This is a genomic window from Kitasatospora sp. NPDC034533 (assembly GCF_055575155.1).
The window spans coordinates 15,251-33,379 of sequence record NZ_JBVITE010000079.1 but is presented as its reverse complement, the minus strand read 5'-3'; the positions used below and the strand labels follow the sequence as shown (position 1 = coordinate 33,379).

17 protein-coding genes and 2 pseudogenes are annotated in these 18,129 nt (G+C 71.9%); 10 read left to right on the top strand and 9 right to left on the bottom strand.

The features are described from left to right. The first annotated feature begins 101 nt into the window (after positions 1 to 101). The 4 genes from ACZ55U_RS34750 to ACZ55U_RS34735 all read left to right on the top strand — a co-directional run bounded on the left by ACZ55U_RS34750 (position 102) and on the right by ACZ55U_RS34735 (position 5,595). Positions 102 to 344, top strand: a complete 243-nt coding sequence (locus tag ACZ55U_RS34750; RefSeq protein ID WP_465532794.1) for a DUF1918 domain-containing protein — start codon at positions 102 to 104, stop codon at positions 342 to 344. A 363-nt stretch (positions 345 to 707) separates the two neighbouring features. Beyond that, complete coding sequence (locus ACZ55U_RS34745) at positions 708 to 1,583, top strand: universal stress protein (RefSeq protein WP_465532792.1); 876 nt, start codon at positions 708 to 710, stop codon at positions 1,581 to 1,583. A 364-nt stretch (positions 1,584 to 1,947) separates the two neighbouring features. After that, entirely contained in the window at positions 1,948 to 4,308 is a 2,361-nt protein-coding gene (gene ppsA / locus ACZ55U_RS34740) for a phosphoenolpyruvate synthase (RefSeq protein ID WP_465532790.1), read from the top strand. A gap of 258 nt (positions 4,309 to 4,566) precedes the next feature. Further along, positions 4,567 to 5,595 (top strand): zinc-dependent alcohol dehydrogenase family protein, encoded by a 1,029-nt coding sequence (locus ACZ55U_RS34735; protein WP_465532788.1) that lies wholly within the window; start codon positions 4,567 to 4,569, stop codon positions 5,593 to 5,595. A gap of 229 nt (positions 5,596 to 5,824) precedes the next feature. Here the strand turns inward: ACZ55U_RS34735 and ACZ55U_RS34730 are convergent, their stop codons facing one another. Beyond that, a complete protein-coding gene (locus tag ACZ55U_RS34730) occupies positions 5,825 to 7,204 on the bottom strand; it encodes an NAD(P)-binding domain-containing protein (protein WP_465532786.1) in 1,380 nt (459 codons plus the stop codon). Between the two features lie 193 nt (positions 7,205 to 7,397). Here ACZ55U_RS34730 and ACZ55U_RS34725 point away from each other — a divergent pair, with 193 nt between their 5' ends. Then, complete coding sequence (locus ACZ55U_RS34725) at positions 7,398 to 7,763, top strand: ArsR/SmtB family transcription factor (RefSeq protein ID WP_465532784.1); 366 nt, start codon at positions 7,398 to 7,400, stop codon at positions 7,761 to 7,763. A gap of 296 nt (positions 7,764 to 8,059) precedes the next feature. Here the strand turns inward: ACZ55U_RS34725 and arsB are convergent, their stop codons facing one another. Together arsB and ACZ55U_RS34715 are read right to left on the bottom strand one after the other, a co-directional pair. After that, positions 8,060 to 9,175 (bottom strand): ACR3 family arsenite efflux transporter, encoded by a 1,116-nt coding sequence (arsB, locus tag ACZ55U_RS34720; RefSeq protein WP_465532800.1) that lies wholly within the window; start codon positions 9,173 to 9,175, stop codon positions 8,060 to 8,062. Then, the gene (locus ACZ55U_RS34715) at positions 9,166 to 9,474 is read right to left on the bottom strand and encodes an ArsR/SmtB family transcription factor (protein WP_465532782.1); all 309 of its coding nucleotides are present in this window, start codon (positions 9,472 to 9,474) and stop codon (positions 9,166 to 9,168) included. Before ACZ55U_RS34715 ends, arsB begins: the two co-directional genes overlap by 10 nt. Before the next feature lie 139 nt (positions 9,475 to 9,613). Here ACZ55U_RS34715 and ACZ55U_RS34710 point away from each other — a divergent pair, with 139 nt between their 5' ends. Beyond that, on the top strand, positions 9,614 to 10,036 hold the full coding sequence (locus ACZ55U_RS34710) for an arsenate reductase ArsC (RefSeq protein WP_465532780.1): 423 nt from the start codon (positions 9,614 to 9,616) through the stop codon (positions 10,034 to 10,036). Positions 10,037 to 10,234: 198 nt separating this feature from the next. Here the strand turns inward: ACZ55U_RS34710 and tyrS are convergent, their stop codons facing one another. Together tyrS and ACZ55U_RS34700 are read right to left on the bottom strand one after the other, a co-directional pair. Next, the gene (gene tyrS, locus ACZ55U_RS34705) at positions 10,235 to 11,638 is read right to left on the bottom strand and encodes a tyrosine--tRNA ligase (RefSeq protein WP_465532778.1); all 1,404 of its coding nucleotides are present in this window, start codon (positions 11,636 to 11,638) and stop codon (positions 10,235 to 10,237) included. A 66-nt stretch (positions 11,639 to 11,704) separates the two neighbouring features. Further along, a complete protein-coding gene (locus ACZ55U_RS34700) occupies positions 11,705 to 11,905 on the bottom strand; it encodes a hypothetical protein (RefSeq protein WP_465532776.1) in 201 nt (66 codons plus the stop codon). Positions 11,906 to 12,079: 174 nt separating this feature from the next. On the opposite strand from ACZ55U_RS34700, the gene ACZ55U_RS34695 reads away from it, so the two are divergent. Continuing rightward, on the top strand, positions 12,080 to 13,249 hold the full coding sequence (locus tag ACZ55U_RS34695) for a damage-control phosphatase ARMT1 family protein (protein WP_465532774.1): 1,170 nt from the start codon (positions 12,080 to 12,082) through the stop codon (positions 13,247 to 13,249). A 608-nt stretch (positions 13,250 to 13,857) separates the two neighbouring features. After that, positions 13,858 to 14,505 (top strand): excalibur calcium-binding domain-containing protein, encoded by a 648-nt coding sequence (locus ACZ55U_RS34690; RefSeq protein ID WP_465532772.1) that lies wholly within the window; start codon positions 13,858 to 13,860, stop codon positions 14,503 to 14,505. A gap of 351 nt (positions 14,506 to 14,856) precedes the next feature. Here the strand turns inward: ACZ55U_RS34690 and ACZ55U_RS34685 are convergent, their stop codons facing one another. Both ACZ55U_RS34685 and ACZ55U_RS34680 read right to left on the bottom strand, forming a co-directional pair. Next, entirely contained in the window at positions 14,857 to 15,078 is a 222-nt protein-coding gene (locus tag ACZ55U_RS34685) for a DUF397 domain-containing protein (protein WP_465532770.1), read from the bottom strand. A 49-nt stretch (positions 15,079 to 15,127) separates the two neighbouring features. Continuing rightward, a pseudogene (locus ACZ55U_RS34680) lies at positions 15,128 to 15,235 on the bottom strand (ACR3 family arsenite efflux transporter); the annotation flags it as partial. 81 nt (positions 15,236 to 15,316) lie between these two features. On the opposite strand from ACZ55U_RS34680, the pseudogene ACZ55U_RS34675 reads away from it, so the two are divergent. Both ACZ55U_RS34675 and ACZ55U_RS34670 read left to right on the top strand, forming a co-directional pair. Continuing rightward, positions 15,317 to 15,445 (top strand): annotated as a pseudogene (locus tag ACZ55U_RS34675) (helix-turn-helix domain-containing protein); the annotation flags it as partial. Positions 15,446 to 15,745: 300 nt separating this feature from the next. Further along, positions 15,746 to 16,558: a hypothetical protein gene (locus tag ACZ55U_RS34670; RefSeq protein WP_465532798.1), complete on the top strand. Its 813-nt coding sequence runs from the start codon at positions 15,746 to 15,748 to the stop codon at positions 16,556 to 16,558. 155 nt (positions 16,559 to 16,713) lie between these two features. Here the strand turns inward: ACZ55U_RS34670 and ACZ55U_RS34665 are convergent, their stop codons facing one another. Further along, on the bottom strand, positions 16,714 to 16,950 hold the full coding sequence (locus tag ACZ55U_RS34665) for a DUF397 domain-containing protein (protein ID WP_465532768.1): 237 nt from the start codon (positions 16,948 to 16,950) through the stop codon (positions 16,714 to 16,716). A 34-nt stretch (positions 16,951 to 16,984) separates the two neighbouring features. Next, positions 16,985 to 17,821, bottom strand: coding sequence for a helix-turn-helix domain-containing protein (locus ACZ55U_RS34660; RefSeq protein WP_465532766.1), 837 nt, complete (start codon positions 17,819 to 17,821; stop codon positions 16,985 to 16,987). Between the last annotated feature and the right edge of the window lie 308 nt (positions 17,822 to 18,129).

Genomic DNA, 18,129 nt, shown 5'->3' with positions numbered 1-18,129 from the left:
CCCGGAGAGCCGGACGGCCACTCCTTGGGAGCCACCAAAGGCAAGCCGCCATCAGCCACATCCGGCCCTCCTGGGCCGCCTAACAACTTACGGAGACCGCCATGAGAGCCGCCGTGGGAGACCGCATCATCGTCCAGGGCACCCGGCCGGGGGCGGCCCGCAGGGACGGCGAGATCGTCGGGCTGCACCACCCGGACGGCAGCCCGCCCTACGACGTGCGCTGGTCGGACGACGACCGGGTCACCGAGTACTTCCCCGGGCCGGACGCCCGGATCCACCACTTCGACCACGAGTCCCCGGCCACCCGGACCGTCCCGCCGGGTCCGCACCTGTTCGCGGACTGACCGGTCCCTCCCCGTCCGGGAGGCCCCGGTCCCCCGGCGATCGAGGCCCTGGATCCCCTGCTGCCGGTGGGGCAGCCGACGGCCGGGCGGCGTCCGCGGGCCCGGCGGGAGGCGTCCGTGCGGGCCCGGGCGGCGACCTCGATCCGGATCATGACGGCCACCGCCCGGGCGGCTGCGCCCTCCGCGCCCCGTTCCCGGTTCCGGTGTCCCGTCGGTCCCGGCGGCCGGTTCGGGCCGCCGGAGGGGGACAGCACGAAGGGGGCCCGCGGCTTCCGACGACCGGGCCGGTCGGCCCTCGCGGCCGGAGCCGGACCGTGCCTAGCGTGGATACGGGTCCGTAGCTCCCGACCGAGGAGGACCGCCATGACACCCGCGAGTCCGGAGGGCACCGCCCGCCCCGTCGTCCTCGGCGTCGACGCGCACGACACCGGCCGGATGGCCGCCGCCTGGGCCGCTGACGAAGCCGCCCGCCGGGGCCTGCCCCTGCGGCTGGTGCACGCCGTCCCGTCGCTGTTCCGCGAATTCCGGCCCTTCGACGAAGGCCGCTACCACAAGGCCCTGCGCGAGCGGGCCGACCGGGCCCTCGACCGGGCCACCGCGGTGGCCCGGGAGCGCCACCCCGGCCTGGCCGTGAGCACCGTCGTGGTGGAGGACGTCCCGGCCCCCGCGCTGTGCCACGAGTCCCACCGGGCCTCGCTCGTCGTCCTCGGCTCCCGCCGGCTGAGCCGGGTCGAGGAGGCGCTCAGTTCGTACTCGGTGGCCGTCCCGGTGAGCGCCCAGGCCCATTGCCCCGTGGCCGTGGTCCGCGACCCCGAGCACACCACCCAGGACCCGCCCTACGTCGTGCTCGGCGTGGACGGCAGCCCCGCCTCGGAGCCCGCCGTCGACTTCGCCTTCGCCTTCGCCGACGAACGCGGGGCCGCGCTGCGCGTGCTCCGGGTGTGGCCGCGACCGGCGGTCGGCAACCCGGACCAGCGCGACACCGAGCGGATCCTGCGCCGGATGCTCTTCGAGTCCACCGCGGGCCGCCACGACCGGTACCCCGACGTCGCCGTGACCCACGAACTGGTGCGCGGCCACCCCGTCGAGGAGCTGGCCCGGGCCGCCGAACACGCCCTGGCCGTGGTCGTCGGACGCCGCGGCAACGGCGGCTTCACCGGCATGCGCCTCGGCTCCGTCCCCCACGGCCTGCTGCGCCGCGCCCGCTGCCCGGTCGTGACGGTGCCCGCGGACCCGTAGCGGACGCACACGCCCGGCAGCCGTGTACCCGGGACGGACACGGAATCCGTCCGGGGCGCCCGGCACGACGGCGCTCGCGCGCTCGGGCCGCTCGATGAAGACCTCCGCAAGGCCGCCCCGTGGGCGACCGCACGAGGGCTCGCCGGCTCGGACCGGAGCTGTCCGCCCCGACGACGACGGGTTCGGTCACAACCGGGCCTCTCCCGGGCACCCGGACCGGTGCCCGGGGGCCCGGATCACGGTCCCGTTCGGCTCCGGCCCGAGGCCGAACGGCCCCAGCGCCGGGCGGGCCTCCCCTCCTACGGTGGTGGGAACGGGGCCCGGTGAGGGCCGTGCCACCCTGCCAGCGAGCCTGGAGGCAGCCATGCGCCGCGTCATCCGCTTCCGTGACCTCCACCGGGAGGACGTCGGCCTGGTCGGCGGCAAGAACGCCTCGCTCGGCGAACTGATCAACGGGCTGGGGCCCGTCGGGGTGCGGGTGCCGGACGGCTTCGCGACCACGGCGGACGCCTACCGCGAGCTGCTGGACACCGGCGGCCTGCGCGAGCGGATCGCCGAGCAGGTGGAGCGGCTGCACGGGGGTGCCCCGCTGCCCGAGGTGGGAGCCGCCGTCCGCTCCGCGGTCCTGGCCGCACCGCTGCCGCCCGCGCTCGAACACGAGGTGGTGCAGGCGTACGGCCGGCTCGCCCGGGAGGCCGGCCGGCGGGATCCGGACGTCGCGGTGCGCAGCAGCGCCACCGCCGAGGACCTTCCGGAGGCGAGCTTCGCCGGGCAGCAGGAGACCTTCCTCAACGTCCGGGGGCCCGCCGCCCTGCTGGACGCCTGCCGCCGCTGCTTCGCCTCGCTGTTCACCGACCGGGCGATCGACTACCGGGAGCGGATGGGCTTCGACCACCTCGCCCTCGCCCTCTCGGTCGGCGTGCAGCTGATGGTGCGCTCCGACCTGGCGGGCGCGGGCGTGGCCTTCACGCTGGACACCGAGACCGGCTTCCCCGGCGTGGTGGTGATCAGCGCCGCCTGGGGGCTGGGCGAGACGGTGGTCAGCGGCCGGGTCGACCCGGACGAGTACGTGGTGTTCAAGCCCGCCCTCAAGGAGCACCGCCTCGACCCGGTGCTCCAGGTGCGGCTCGGGGCGAAGCGCCGCAAGGCCGTGTACGCCGGGGCCGGTGCGACGGCGGTCGTCGACACCGACGCCCGGGAGCGCTCCCGCCCGGTGCTCGGCGAGGGCGACATCCGCACGCTGGCCGCATGGGCGGTGGCCGTCGAGGAGCACTACGGCTGCCCGATGGACCTGGAGTGGGCCGAGGACGGCCTCACCGGGCAGCTGTTCCTGGTCCAGGCCCGGCCGGAGACCGTGCAGTCCCGCCGGGGCGACGTCCTGCGCCGGTTCCGCCTCACCGGTACGGGCGAGCGACTGGTGGACGGCATCGCGGTGGGCGAGGCGATCGGCGCCGGTCCGGTGTGCGCGCTGGCCGAGCCGGTCGGCCTGGAACGCTTCCCGCGGGGCGCGGTGCTGGTCACGGAGATCACCGACCCGGACTGGGAACCGCTGATGAAGCGGGCCGCCGCGATCGTCACCGACCACGGCGGCCGGACCTCGCACGCGGCGATCGTCAGCCGCGAACTGGGCGTGCCGGCCCTGGTCGGCACCGGCTCGGCGACCGCCGTCCTCACCGACGGGCAGCAGGTGACGGTCTCCTGCGCCGAGGGCGCCGAGGGCCACGTCTACGCCGGCCGGGTCGCCTACGAGGCGACCGAGACCGACCTCGGCTCGCTGCCGGCCACCCGCACCGGGGTGATGCTCAACCTGGCGGACCCGGGCGCCGCCTTCCGCTGGTGGCGACTGCCGGCCGACGGCGTGGGCCTGGCGCGGAGCGAGTTCGTGGTCGCCCACCAGGTCCGCGTCCACCCGATGGCGCTGGTCCACCCGGAGCGGCTCTCCGCCGAGGACCGGCGGCTGGTCGACGAGCTGACGTCCGGACACCCGGACCGGGCCGACTACTTCGTGGACCGGTTCGCCCGCGGGGTGGCCCGGATCGCCGCCTCCCGCTGGCCGGACCCGGTCGTCGTGCGCACCAGCGACTTCAAGACCAACGAGTACGCCCGGTTGATCGGCGGCGCCCCCTTCGAACCGGCCGAGGCCAACCCGATGATCGGCTGGCGCGGCGCGAGCCGCTACTACGACCCCGGCTACCGGGAGGGCTTCGCGCTGGAGTGCCGGGCGCTGCGCCGGGCCCGGGACGAACTCGGGCTGACCAACGTCGTGGTGATGATCCCCTTCTGCCGGACGCCGCAGGAGGCCGACCGGGTGCTCGCGGTGATGGCCGACAACGGACTCGCCCGGGGCGCCAACGGGCTGCGGGTGTACGTGATGGCGGAGATCCCGGCCAACATCCTGCTCGCCGAGCAGTTCGCCGAGCGCTTCGACGGCTTCTCGATCGGCAGCAACGACCTCACCCAGCTCATCCTCGGCGTCGACCGCGACTCCGGATTGCTCGCCCACCTCTTCGACGAGCGCGACCCGGCCGTCACCCGGAGCATCGAGTCCCTGATCGCCACCGCCCACGCGGCCGGCCGCCATGTCGGGCTCTGCGGTCAACGCCCCAGCAACGACCCGGAGTTCACGCGCTTCCTGGTCCAGGCCGGGATCGACTCGATCTCCGTCACCCCGGACAGCTTCGCCGCCGTGAAGCACGCGGTGGCCGCGGCCGAACGGGCGACGTGACCGGAAGCCGGCCACCCAGCCCAGGGTGTCCTCGGCGTCGGTCCGTTCCTGCCGCGGCACCGTGCCGGATGGTCGAGCGCCGGATGGCCGGGTTTCGGATGGTCGGGTTCGGTGCGGGTCGGCGGCCTGAGCCGACCGGCCGCTTCCGCACGGACGGACGGCCACCGCCGCCCACCGCCGGCCCACCCGCTGGCCCCTGTGCACGGCCCCACCCGAGGGACGATCCTGGGAGCGGGGACGAGGAGGCGCGAGGCGACGATGGACACACCGCGGGAGACCGGGGCCTGGGTCGTGGCCCGGCCGGGAGCCATGGGGACGGGTCCGCTGGCGTGGGAGCGGCGAACGCTCGCCCCGCCCGGCCCGCACGAACTCCTGGTGGAGGTGGAGGCCTGCGGGGTGTGCCGTACGGACCTGCACCTCGCGGAGGGCGATCTCGCCCCGAGGACGGCGCGGTGCACCCCCGGGCACGAGGTGGTCGGGCGTGTCCGGGAGGTCGGGCCGGCCGTCGAGGGGTTCACGGCCGGGGACCGCGTCGGGGTCGCCTGGCTGGCCGGGACCTGCGGCACCTGCGCCTACTGCCGGGCCGGCCGGGAGAACCTCTGCCCCGACTCGCGCTACACCGGCTGGGACCGGCCCGGCGGCTACGCCCACCGGCTGACCGCGGACGCCCGCTTCGCCTACCGGCTGCCCGGGGACCGGCCCGCCGAGGAGCTGGCCCCGCTGCTGTGCGCGGGGATCATCGGCTACCGGGCCCTGGAGCGCGCCGAACTCCCGGTCGGCGGGCTGCTCGGCATCTACGGCTTCGGCGCCTCGGCGCACCTGACCGCCCAGCTCGCCCTCGCCCGGGGCGCCCGGGTGCACGTGTTCACCCGGGCCGAGGCCGCCAGGCAGCTCGCGCTGGACCTCGGCGCCGAGTTCGCCGGCGACTCCTACGACCCGCCCGCGCAGCCGCTGGACTCCGCGATCCTCTTCGCCCCGGTCGGCGAGCTGGTGCCCGTCGCGCTCGCCGCACTGGACCGCGGCGGCACGCTCGCCGTCGCGGGCATCCACCTGACCGACGTCCCGGTGCTCGACTACCAGCGGCACCTCTTCCAGGAGCGCACCCTGCGCAGCGTCACCGCCAACACGCGCGCCGACGGCCGCGCCTACCTCGCGGAGGCCGCCCGCACCCGCCCGGCCGTCCACGTCACCCGCTACCCGCTGCGGCACGCCGACACCGCGCTCGCCGACCTCGCCGCCGACCGCGTGACGGGCGTCGCGGTGCTCGTCCCCGCCGACGGCCAGTAGTCCCGTACGACGCAGGGCCCCGGACCGCGCGGTTCGGGGCCCTGCGTCGCCCTCCGGCGATGAGTGCGTCCGGATTTGCGGCAAGGAACGCTCTCCGCCCCCGGTTCCGTAGCGGGAGCTGGCGTTCCGCGAGTCTCGCCCCCGGCATGACCGCGACAGCCGGAGTAACCGGAGCGAATCGACGAGGCGCGACGCCGGCGAGTTGCTACCGCCTCTTCTGCGGGTGCGGTCAGCACCCGCCGCCGGCGGTGGAGCAGGACAGTCCGGCCCCGGGGCCGCCGAGCGTGATCAGCCGGGGTTCTGCGGGCGCCGAGCAGCAGCCGCCGTCCTGGGCGGCTTCGGGCTCGTCGAACAGGCCGGCCCCGCCACAGACGCCCGTCTCGGGGAGGGTGAGTTCGACGCGGGCGGCGGCCTCGGTGTCTCCGGCGAGGTGGGCGGCGACGGAGCGGACCTGCTCGTAGCCGGTCATGGCGAGGAAGGTCGGGGCGCGGCCGTAGGACTTCGCGCCGACCAGGTAGATGTCCTTCTCGGGGTGGGCGAGCTCGCCGGCGCCGTGCGGGTAGACGGTGCCGCAGGAGTGCCGGTTGGGGTCGATCAGCGGGGCGAGGGCGGCGGGTGCCTGGAGGCGCTCGTCGAGGCCGAGGCGGATCTCGGAGAGGAAGGAGAGGTCCGGGCGCAGGCCGGTCAGGACGACGACCTGGTCCACGCTCTCGCTGCGGCGCCCGTCCTCGGCGACCAGGACCAGCCGCTCGCCCTGCGGTTCGACGGCGGCGGCACGGAAGCCCGTGAGCGCGGTGGCGCGGCCGTCCTCGACGGCGGCCTTGGCGCGCAGTCCGAGTGCGCCGCGCTCGGGCAGCTGGTCGGCGGCGCCGCCGCCGTAGGTACTGCCGCTGATGCCGCGGCGCAGGATCCACACCGCGTGGGTGCCGGGCTCCTGCTCGGCGAGGTCGGCCAGGAGCGCGAGGGCGGTGAAGGCGGAGGCGCCGGTGCCGACGACGGCGGTGCGCTTGCCGGCGAAGCGCTCGCGCACGGCCGGGTCGCTCAGGTCGGGGACGCGGTAGGTCAGGCGGGCGCCCGCGGCGCGTTCGCCGAGGGCGGGCAGGCCGTTGGCGCCGAGCGGGTTGGGGGTGGCCCAGGTGCCGGAGGCGTCGAGGACGGCGCGGGCGAGGAGGCGCTCCTCGGATCCGTCGGCTCGGGTGACGTGGACGGTGAAGGGCTGCTCGTCGCGGCCGGAGTCGACGATGCGGTCACGGCCGGCGCGGGCGACGCCGGTGACCGTCGCGTTGTACCGGACGCGCTCGCCGAGGGCGTCGGCGAGCGGCTGCAGGTAGCGCTCGGCCCACTCGCCGCCCGACGGGTAGGCGTCACTGTCGGGACGGACCCAGCCGGTGTCGGCGAGCAGCTTCTCGGCGGCCGGGTCTGTGACCTCGGCCCACCGCGAGAACAGCCGCACGTGCGCCCACTCGCGCACCGCCGTGCCGGCGTTCGGTCCGGCCTCCAGTACCACGGCTTCGATGCCGCACCCGGCCAGGTGTGCGGCGGCGGCCAGGCCGATGGGCCCTGCCCCGATGACGACGACGGGCAGCTGTGCGGTGGTGGAGGCGTTCACGGTGGCCACTCCCTTGCTGTTTAGACATCTGTCGATGTCCGGCGGTCGGGCCAGCCTCGCATCTGATTAGACAAACGTCAACATAGACGGGTGTTGATTCAAGAGGTGGTGATCCCCATGCCCCGCGAGGGTGCGGGACAGTCGGGAGACTGCCGCCCTTCCCTGTTGATTCGGCAGGTGTATATATTGACGCATGTCGAATACTGTGCCGTTGCCGCCGCTGGAGGCGGACGGGGCCGTCGCCCCGTGCTGCCCGCCGCTGACCGCCGCGTCGTTGTCGGAGGAGGACTCGGTGCGGATGGCGGTGATGTTCAAGGCGCTGGGCGACCCGGTGCGGCTGCGGCTGTTCTCCCGCATCGCCTCGCATGAGGGCGGGGAGGCGTGCGTGTGCGACATCCAGGACGTCGGTGTCTCGCAGCCCACCGTGTCCCACCACCTCAAGAAGCTGCGCGAGGCGGGCTTGCTCACCTCCGAGCGGCGGGGGACCTGGGTGTACTACCGCGTCGAGCCCTCGGTGCTGGCCTCGATGGCCGGCCTGCTGAGCACCGCCGTCCGCTGATCCGACCGCCCCACGGCCTGGCCGTAGCCGGTGGTGTGGAGCTGGCGGCCGGTGAACAGCTCGCGGCCCGGGACGGCGGGCACGAAGGGGCGGGTCCAGGGCCGATGGCACTGATCAGCGCGCGGGTGCGCCAGGTGCCTTCGTCGGTGTGGACGACCAAGCCGCCCTGGCCGCCTTCCGTCACCGAGGTGACGGACACCGGGCGGTGAACGCGGACATCGACGCCTCAGCCGCGGCAGACGCCGATGGCGGTGCTGGTCGTGTCCGCCGAACGGCGCTCCAGGCAGTGCACGGGGTCAGGACTCCTTCGCCGCGGTGGTGACGGCGGCGGAGGCGAATCGCTTGCGCCAGGCCAGGGAGACGTGGACCAGGGCGACGAGGACGGGCACCTCGATGAGCGGGCCGACGACACCCGAGAGGGCCTGGCCGGAGGTGACGCCGAAGGTCGCGATGGCCACCGCGATGGCGAGTTCGAAGTTGTTGCCGGCGGCGGTGAAGGCGAGGGTGGCGGTGCGGTCGTAGGCGAGGCCGATGGCCTTGCCGAGCGCGAAGGTGCCGAACCACATGATCGCGAAGTAGGCCAGCAGCGGCAGCGCGATGCGGGCGACGTCGCCGGGCTGGCTGGTGATGGTCTTCCCCTGGAGGGCGAAGAGGATCACGATCGTGAACAGCAGCCCGTACAGGGCCCAGGGGCCGATCTTCGGCAGGAACTTCTGCTCGTACCTCTCGCGGCCCAGCTTCCGCTCGCCGAAGCGGCGGGTGAGGAACCCGGCCAGCAGCGGGATGCCGAGGAAGACCAGCACGTTGACGACGATCCTGGTCACAGAGAAGTGCAGGCCGTCCTGTTCGAGGCCCAGCCAGCCGGGCAGGACGTCGAGGTAGAACCAGCCGAGCACGCCGAACATGACGACCTGGAAGACGGAGTTGAGGGCGACCAGGACGGCGGCGGCCTCGCGGTCGCCGCAGGCGAGGTCGTTCCAGATGATGACCATGGCGATGCAGCGGGCCAGGCCCACGATGATCAGCCCGGTGCGGTACTCGGGCAGGTCGGGCAGGAGGAGCCAGGCCAGGGCGAACATCACCGCGGGCCCCAGCACCCAGTTGATCACCAGGGACGAGACCATCAGCTTCTTGTCGCCGGTGACGGTGTGCAGGCGGTCGTAGCGGACCTTCGCGAGCACCGGGTACATCATGACCAGCAGGCCGACGCCGATGGGCAGCGAGACGCCGCCGACCTCGACCTTGGCGAGGGCGTCGTTCAGGCCGGGGACCAGTCGGCCGAGGCCGAGCCCGAGGCCCATGGCGAGCAGGATCCACACCGCGAGGAAGCGGTCCAGGAAGGAGAGCCTGCCGACCGGTCCGGCCTCGGGACGCTCCGCAGGGGCGGCGGTCCTGGTGGCGGTCACGGGCAGGACCTCTTCGCGTCGGCGTTGGCGCGGGCGGTGGCGGCGAGGTCCGCGAACCGGCCCGACAGGGCCTCCAGCACCTCCGGCCTGAGCCGGTAGTAGGTGAACCGGCCGCACGGCTCGGTGTCCACCACCCCGGCCTCGCGCAGCACCTTCAGATGGTTGGAGAGGTTCGTCTGGCGGGCACCGGTCTCCTCCACCAGGTGCGTGGTGCACAGGGTCTCGCGGGCCAGCAGGGCCACGATCTTGAGCCTGAGCGGATCGGCCAGCACCCGCAACAGGTCAGCGTCGACTGACATCAGCATGCACTGATACTTTCACATCAGCCGGGGCTGACACCAGCGGCAGCTGACGTATAACCGGCGCCGGCCGCCCGGCGGCATCTGCGCCGCCGGACGCCACACCCCGGACTGGATCTCCGACCGAACGAAGGACCGCCCACCGATGACCGCCACGCCGATCGCCTCCGTGCTGTTCGTCTGCGTCCACAACGCCGGCCGCTCCCAGATGGCCGCAGGCTTCCTCACCCACCTCGCGGGCGACCGCGTCGAGGTCCGCTCCGCCGGCTCCATGCCCGGCGCGATGGTCAACCCGGCCGCCGTCGCCGCCATGGCCGAGCTCGGCATCGACATCTCCGACCAGAAGCCGAAGGTCCTCACCCCCGAGGCCGTCCAGGCATCCGACTACGTGATCACCATGGGCTGCGGCGACGCCTGCCCGTACTTCCCCGGCAAGAGGTACCTCGACTGGAAGCTGGACGACCCGGCCGGCCAGGGCGTCGAAGCCGTCCGCCCGATCCGCGACGAGATCAGGGCCCTCGTCGAGAACCTGATCGCCGAGATCGACGCCACGCGGCTGGAGGGCTGAGACGCATGAGCGACGTCCGCAACGCGATCATCATCGGTTCCGGCCCGGCCAGTTACACGGCCGCTCTCCCCTCCACCCGGACCGACATCCCGGGCGTCCTCGACGTCCGACGACGTCGTGGACCACACCTGTCGGCACGCGAGGGCGACCGGCAAGACCGTGGTGGTGGAGCCGACTCGGCCCCACCACCACGGCGGGTTACTTGCCGATGCGGGCGATCTTGCGGCCGGCCTTCAGGTAGAAGGTCGCCTCACCGGCGATGTCGGCCTCGCTGACGACGGCGGACAGCAGCTGGTGGGTGGCCTCCTCGTCGAGCTGGGTGGTGCGCTGCTCGCCGTCCACCTCGGCGATGAGACGGAGGCCGTTCTGGGCGGCGACGCGGCGGGCGGCGGAGTTGCTCGGGGCGAAGCCGAGGACCTGGGTGAGCAGGGTGACCACGGGAGTCTCGGCGTGCTCCGTGAAGGAGACGGCCGGGAGGTTCCGTGCCTCTCCGAAGGTCCGCTTGGAGAAGCGGGCGGTGAACTCGGCCCGGGCGGCCTCGGCGGCCTCCAGGCCGTGGAGGGCGGCGGTGACCTCGCCCGCGAGGATGCGCTTGACCGCCATGGGGTGCGCGGTGCCGTCGGCCACGCGCCGGGTGACGGTGGCGACCTCCTCGTCGGTCCACTCCGTGAGCTGCTTGAGGTAGGGCTCGACGAGGTGGTCGGGGATGGACATCACGCGGCCGAAGATCTCGTCCGGGGAGGACGACAGCCCGACGTAGTTGCCCTTGGACTTGCTCATCTTGGCGCCGGTGCCGTCCGTGCCCTCGATGAGCGGGGTGGTGATGATGACCTCGGGGGTCTGCTCGCGGATCTCCATGACCTTGCGGCACATCTGGAGGTTCAGGAGCTGGTCCACGCCGCCGAGTTCGACGTCCGCGGCGATGGCCACGGAGTCGAGCGCCATCACGACGGAGTACACGAACTCGGCGACCGAGAGGCCGTCGCCGGCGGCGAGCCGGCCGCGGAAGTCCTCCCGCTGGAGGGTCATCGAGACCGGAACGCGGGCGAGGATGCCCACCAGGTCGGGGAGGCTGATCTCGTTCAGCCACTCGCCGTTGAAGCGGAGGTCGGCGCGCGTGAAGTCGATGAACGGGCTGACCTGCTGCTGGTAACCGCTGAGGTTGTGGGCGATGTCGGCGTCGCTGAGCGCCGGCCGCTCGGAGGAACGGCCGGACGGGTCACCGATCTTGGCGGTCACGTCGCCGATGATGAAGACGACGTGGTGGCCCATGCGCTGGAACCGGGACGCGATGATGATCGGCACCGAGTGGCCCAGGTGCACGTCCGGGGACGTCGGGTCGATGCCGTACTTGACCACGAGCCGCCGACCCTCCGCCTGGGCGGTGGCGATCTTCTCCGCGAGCCCGGACGCGGAGGGGATGACGTTGATCGCGCGGCCTTCGACCAGTGCCGCCTGTTCGACCGGGGGGAGGTCGGACAGGTCCAGGGAGCGACGGCCATAGGTCTCTTCCAGGAGCCGGGCGACCGTATAGTCCGCGGCCAGGTCCGATCCGTTGAGGATCTCCATGGCGCGGATCACGGATTCGCTGAGACGGCTCATGGCGTCGTTACGCTCCTGGATCTGTCGGCTGGCCTGGCCAGCGGATACGGGCAGAAGTACGCGACTCTACACCGAGGCGCATCGCGCCGCAGCCAATTGATCACGTTGTGGTTCGGGGCAGTTGAGGTGGCCGGCCAGTTCACCGCGCACCTGTCCGGACGCGTCGGCCGGGTCCTCATGATGGCCTTCGGCGACGATCCCGACCGGCTGCTGCCGGCCGCCGCCGACGGAACGGTTCGGGTCTGGTCGCTCGGCCGCCAGCACCAACTCGCCGAGGTGCGCGTCGACGCGACGGCTGAACTGCGCCGCCGCCGACCCCGGTACGGGTCGCGTACTCGTCGGGAGCGCGGCCGGCCCGGCGTCGCTTCGGCTCCCCCAAGGGCAGACCATGGATCATGTGGCGGAACCCGCCGACAGCCGAGGAGAAGGACGAGTCCGACCATGCCCAGCGCACCCGTGATCCTGAGCGGCACCCCCGGTTCGTTCGCCCGGGACGTCTTCCACGAGCGGCACCCGAAGCTCGTCCGGCAGGTGCTCGACGCACTGCCGTACGGGCCGGGCGAGCGAGCCGCGATCGAGGAGCTCCTCGCCGAGAGCATCGACGGTGTGCTGCAGCCGCTCGACGCCAGCGCCCATGACCACCAGCAGTGGCTGGAGTGGGGCGGCGAGGGCGTGTACGGGCGGCCGTGGGGCGAGGCGCCGTTCCTGTGGGCCGAGAGCTACTTCTACCGCAGGCTGCTGGAGGCCACCGGCTACTTCCGTCCCGGGACCTGGCAGGGCATCGACCCGTTCGCACCGTTCAAGGGCGCCGAACTCGCCGGGCCCGCGGTCGACGCCGAGCTGGCGGCCCTCAGCGAGTTGCCCGCCCTGTCCACCGAGAAGCGGGGCGAGGTGCTGCTGTCATCGGCGCTCTGGGGCAACCGGGCGGACCTCAGCTTCCGGATCACCGCCTCGACCGGCGACGCCCAGATCCCCGCCCTGATCGCCGACGACAGCCCGCTGCTGTGGTCCACCCTCGCCGCCGCGCGCGACGCGAGGGTCTGCGTCGTCGCGGACAACGCCGGTCGGGAGCTGCTGCCCGACCTCGTCCTGATCGACCATCTCCTCGCGAGCGGGCTCGCCACCGAGGTCGCCCTGTACGTCAAGCCCTACCCCTACTACGTCTCGGACGCCACCACCGCGGACGCCCTCGCGACCGTCCAGCGACTCCGCAGCGCCCCCGGCCGGGAAGCCGAACTGATCGGCCGTCGCCTCTGGAGCGCGATGAACAGCGGCACCCTCACGGTCCGCACGCACCCGTTCTTCTGCGCGCCGCTGCCGTTCCACGACATGCCCACTGACCTCAGGAACGAACTCCGCAGCGCCGCCCTGACGATCACCAAGGGTGACCTCAACTACCGCCGCCTCGTGGGAGACCAGCTCTGGGACGCCACGACACCGTTCGCCGAGCGAGCCGGTCGCTTCCCGTCCCCGGTGGCGGCCCTGCGCACGCTGAAGTCGGACGTCATCGTCGGCTTGGACGGATCCGTGCTCGCCGGACTGGACGCCACCGGGGAGCCGTGGCGGACCAGCGGCAGGTTCGGCCTGATCCAGGTCCACACCGCGGTGTAGTACCCGCGCCCCGGTCGTAGTCGCCGGAGCGGACAGATGCCGGGGGCGTGTCCTGGCATCGGCGCGCACGGGAGTCACCCGGTCGCCAACGCCGGACCTCCGATGTGGAGCGCGGGCCTGGCACCGCGCGTCGCGGCTCGGGCGCGTGCGGCACCGCCGCGGGCTGCGGCCTCACCTGTGCCGACGTCCTCGACCCAGGGGTGGTGGCCGGGTTGCGGTCGTCGCCGCGGGTGAGGACCGCACTGCCCGCAGCGGGACGGGGGCCTTGTGGTCGCCGGTGACGTAGGTGTCGGGGTCGACCGCTGTGTTGATGAGTCCGAGCTTGGTGACGGACTCAAGGGCCTCGGTGCGGTTGTCCCCGGGGCCGAGCGAGAGGGGTGACGGGCGGAACGATTCATGCCCGTCACCCCAGAGCCCGACGCGATGAACCCGCCGGCTGCACCACGACAGGACGGAGCGGATCAGGTCTGTCTGGCGACGGCCTCGATCCCAGTGACAACTGTCGGCGTCGTGTGGCGACCGAAGGCATCAAGGAGGTTCGAACCGCCAGGTCGTGTCGATGCGGGAGAATACGATCACCACATCTCCACAAAGCCAGAGGAACCGCAGTGCAGACGCAGACGTACCAGCAGCCGTCCGCTCATCCCCATCAACGCAGCCCGAGGAACCGGCTGGTACGGATCGCTCTGCTGATCTTCCTTCCGCCGGTCGCCGCCGTGATGATGTGGCGGTCGCGCCGCGTGCACGTCGTCGCCAAGGTGCTGCTCACCGTGTGGTGCGCGTTCATGTCGCTCTTCTGGCTCGGGACGATCATCGGCCCGGCCAAGAAGGACGCCCCGACCCCCGTCACCACTACCGGCCCGCCGAGCAGCAGTCCGGAGGCGGCTGCCAGTGACAGCCCCAGCCCCAGCCCCACGGCCGAACCCACCACCGCACCGCCCGAGCCGTTGCCCACTCCGGCCCAGGAGAACCCGAGTCCGACTCAGGAGAACCCGGCTCCGGTTCAGGAGAACCCGGCTCCGGCCCAGCCCCACACCACGGCGCCGGCCGTCGCCGAGGCTCCGCGGCCCGCTGTGACTCCGCCGCCCAAGGACACCGTTCCCAAGCCCGAGCCCGCCACGACGCCGCCGTCGGCGGTCTACTACAAGAACTGCACGGAAGCAAAGGCCGCCGGCGCCGCTCCGATCTACCGGGGACAGCCGGGCTACCGCCCCGCGCTGGACCGGGACGGCGACGGGGTCGCCTGCGAGAAGTAGCCGCCGATCGTCACCGGAGCTTCCACCCACCCGTCCGCGTCCGGTCCAGCTTCCGGCCGCTGCTCTCATCGGCCGACTCGTTCCGCTTGGCGAACACGTTCCACCCGGTGAAGGCCGAGATCCCGAGGTCTTCGACGTAGCTGATGGATACGGCGTTGCGCTTCCGGGCTTCCTCGAAGCCCTTCTTCTCGCGCTGGGTCGTGGTGGACGCCTCGCTCCCGTTCTCCCGCGCGTCGCACTGACGGGCGTAGACCGCAGCGTGAACGTCGTGAGCCCCTGCGACGTGGCATTGGGCGGAACAGCGCCACGGTCTGGCGCACCCTGCTTGCGCCGGACCGTAGTGCTGCTGGGTCAGATGAGATCAAAGTCGAACACACCTGCCACTACAGCAGCGAGGAATGAACTGTGGGCAGCAGCGCTGAAGGCCAGCGCGGGACCTGCGGGATCTTTTGAGTCACGTACGTATCGAAGGTCTTCGCTCGCGGCAATCTCGACGCAGTCGCCGTTGCCGCCGCTGTGAGGGCTCTTCCTCCACCTGACCGTCAGGGTTGTGGAGTTGGGGACGTGTGTCACTTCAGCCTGTCTTTCTGTGCAGTGATGGTCTCGATCAAGCGACTGATCGAGCGACCAGGCCTGCGGCGGCCTCGCGGTCGCCGCAGGCCTGGTCGCTCCTGATGGTCACCATGGTGACGCAGCCGGCCGGGCCGGCGGCGATCAGGCCGCTGCGATACCGACATCGGCCTTCACCAGTTCGTCGTCGGGCACCCGGGGTACCGTCCTGGTTGTCGGGACCAGAACGGAGAACACCGGTATGCCCCTGAACAGCGAGCACATTGGCGCACGCGTACGGATCGCCCGAAATGCGGCTGGGCTCACCCAGGTTGAGCTGGCCGGCTTCCTGGGCCGGGCCGAATCCTGGATGGCGAACGTCGAAAGCGGCCGGCAGCCGCTCGACCGGTACAGCGTGATCACGGCCATTGCCGACCGTTGCGATGTCGACGTCGTCTGGCTTCTCGGTCAGCCGTACCGCCTTCAGCGGGCAGGAGGGGGTCTGGCCCACGCGCACGTCCCCGCGATCCGGACCGGCATCCGCCGAGCCGGACTGATCCTCTCGGGGCACCCCGGGCTCATCCCGCACGGGGCACCGGTCGAGTCGGCCGAGCTGCGCTCGCAGTCCCGTCGTGCCAACGCGGCCCGCCAGGCGGCGAACCTGCCCCGGGTCGCCACCCTGCTTCCGCCGTTGATCGAGGACCTGAACACGGCGGTGCTCACGCTCGCCGGGGCCCAGCGGGACGAGGCACTGAGACTGCTGGTCGACGCCGCCCGGACGGCCCGGATGTGCCTGAACCAGCTCGGCTACCCGGATCTGGCGTGGTCGGCGGCCGAAGTCGCGGCCGGCGCCGCGACCGCTGTCGGCGACCCGCTCCTGCGCGCCGCCGTGGCCTGGGACCGATGCGGCGCGTTGCTGCACCAGGCCTCGAACCGGGAGACCATCGCGGTCGCGGAGGCCGCGATGCGGGACCTGGAGCCCCATACCGGCAGCGGTCCGGCCGACCGGGCAGCGGTGTCGTTGCGCGGCGCCCTGCACCTGCGGTGTTCGATCGCCCACGCCCGCGCAGGGCAGAAGGACGAGGCCTGGGCCCGGATCGATGCCGCACTGGAGGACGCCGACCAACTGGGCCCCGGCTGGTACGACCTGGCGAACCACACCGTGTTCGGGCGTGGCGTCGTGGCTGTGCACGCGGCCGAAGCCGGCGTGGAGGTGGACGAGCCGGACCGTGGCCTCCAGCGCGTTCCGGAGGTGGACATCCACGAGGTCCCGTCGAAGGAGCGCCGGACGCACTACGCGATCGACGAGGCCCGGGCGATGCACCGGATGGGCCGGAGCTCGGCTGCGGTGGTCAAGCTGAAGGAAGCCGCCGCGGCGGCACCGCACTACGTGTACGCCGACCCCATGAGCCGCGCCCTGGTCACCGAGCTCGCCCAGGCCGGGGTGCCGTCGCAGGCCGCCGCTCTCTCAGGGCTCATTCGTAACATGGAGCTCGTGCGATAACTTCGCCCAGCTTTTCCGGTCAATTGACGCTCCATAACATTCACAGGGGCCAGGTCGCTCCCGTACTACCACCCTCAATGTGGACGAGATCTTTAGAAGCGGGGGACCTTGGCGTCGGCTTCGTCAAGGTCCCCCGCTTCCTCATTGATCATCTGCTAGGGGATCTGGAACTCTCCGGTGTTGACAGCGGCGATGAAGCTCGTCCACGCCTCGGGCGAGACGCGGAGCACCGCGCCGAGGCCCTTCTCCTTGGAGTCCCGGACCGCGACGGTCAAGCTGTCGTCCGAGAAGCCCTGCTCGACGCAGTTGTCGTTCGGCGCGTTGCTGTAACTGGACTTGTGCCAGCCGCCGGCTCCTTGGGTCGGGGTGGTACCGGTGGTGCGATCGTGCATGGCCATCCTTCCTGGCGGATGCCCAACTCGCCGGTTACGAGATGGTGTCCAGCAAGTATGACCGGGCGTCATGGAAGCTCGTGGCGTTGCCCTGGAGCTGACGGAAGACGGCTTCGTGCTTGGCGATCAGCGGGAGACTGTCGCCGAAGCTGCTCGGGCCCTCGTGGTAGACGACTGAGTGGTCTGCGGCTTTGGAAAAGATGTAGTGCGTGAACGGCCCGGAGACGCCGGGGTGGTAGCCGATGTCGTCCTTCATCACCTGGATCGTGATGTTGGGGCGCTGGGAGAGCTCGTGCAGGTGCTCGATCTGCTTGCGCATCACACCGCTTCCGCCGATCTTCTTGCGGAAGGCGCCCTCGCCGATGATCGCCCAGATCCTGGGCGGGTTTTCGCCCTCCAGGATCAGTGCCCGCTTCTGCCTGCTCTGAACTTGTTCGTCGAGCGAGAGGCTCGCCGGCCAAGGACGCTCGCCAGTGCTCTTCGCCAGAACCTCATGCTGCTGGAACAGGGCTCGGATGTATTCAGGCGCCTGGAAGAGGCCGGGGAAGATCTCCGGCTCCCAGATGCGCATCTCGCCGGTTCCCGACACCGCGATCAGGTTCTCGACGGCGACGATGCTCGCGTACGCACCGCCCAATGGCTCGTCATACTCCGACCACCAGCCTCTCTGGAACGCCTTCCTGGCCAATCGCTCCATGTGACTGGCAGTCTCCGCCGGGACCTTGAAGTGTGAGCAGAGCATGTGGACCTGTGGCACGGTCCCCTTGTTCTCTGCCGTCTCAAGCCGGGCGACGGCGTGCACGGAAACGTCCAGGATCTGTGCGACCTCCTCCCGGCTCGCTCTGTGCTGCTCCCGGATCTGCCGGAACATCTGACCGAGGAGCGAACCAAGGAACGTCGGACCGGAGCCGTCGACTGGGGCCGCCATCCGAGCGCGTGACCTCTTTGCTGGTGCCATGACGCCACCCCTATCTGCGCTGCTGACTACCAGTCAAGTCCGGTGTGCGTCCCCCGGGAACGCCAGTTCCCACCAGCCGCGAATTCACGGTTCTGGCTCATTTGCATTCCTGCCCGGTCTGCGGGAACGTACATCACACACTCACCGACCGTGGCCACCACCGCACGCTTGGTGATCGTCTCCGTGCTTTGGGGGTACACCCATGCCTGAATCCCTGCGCC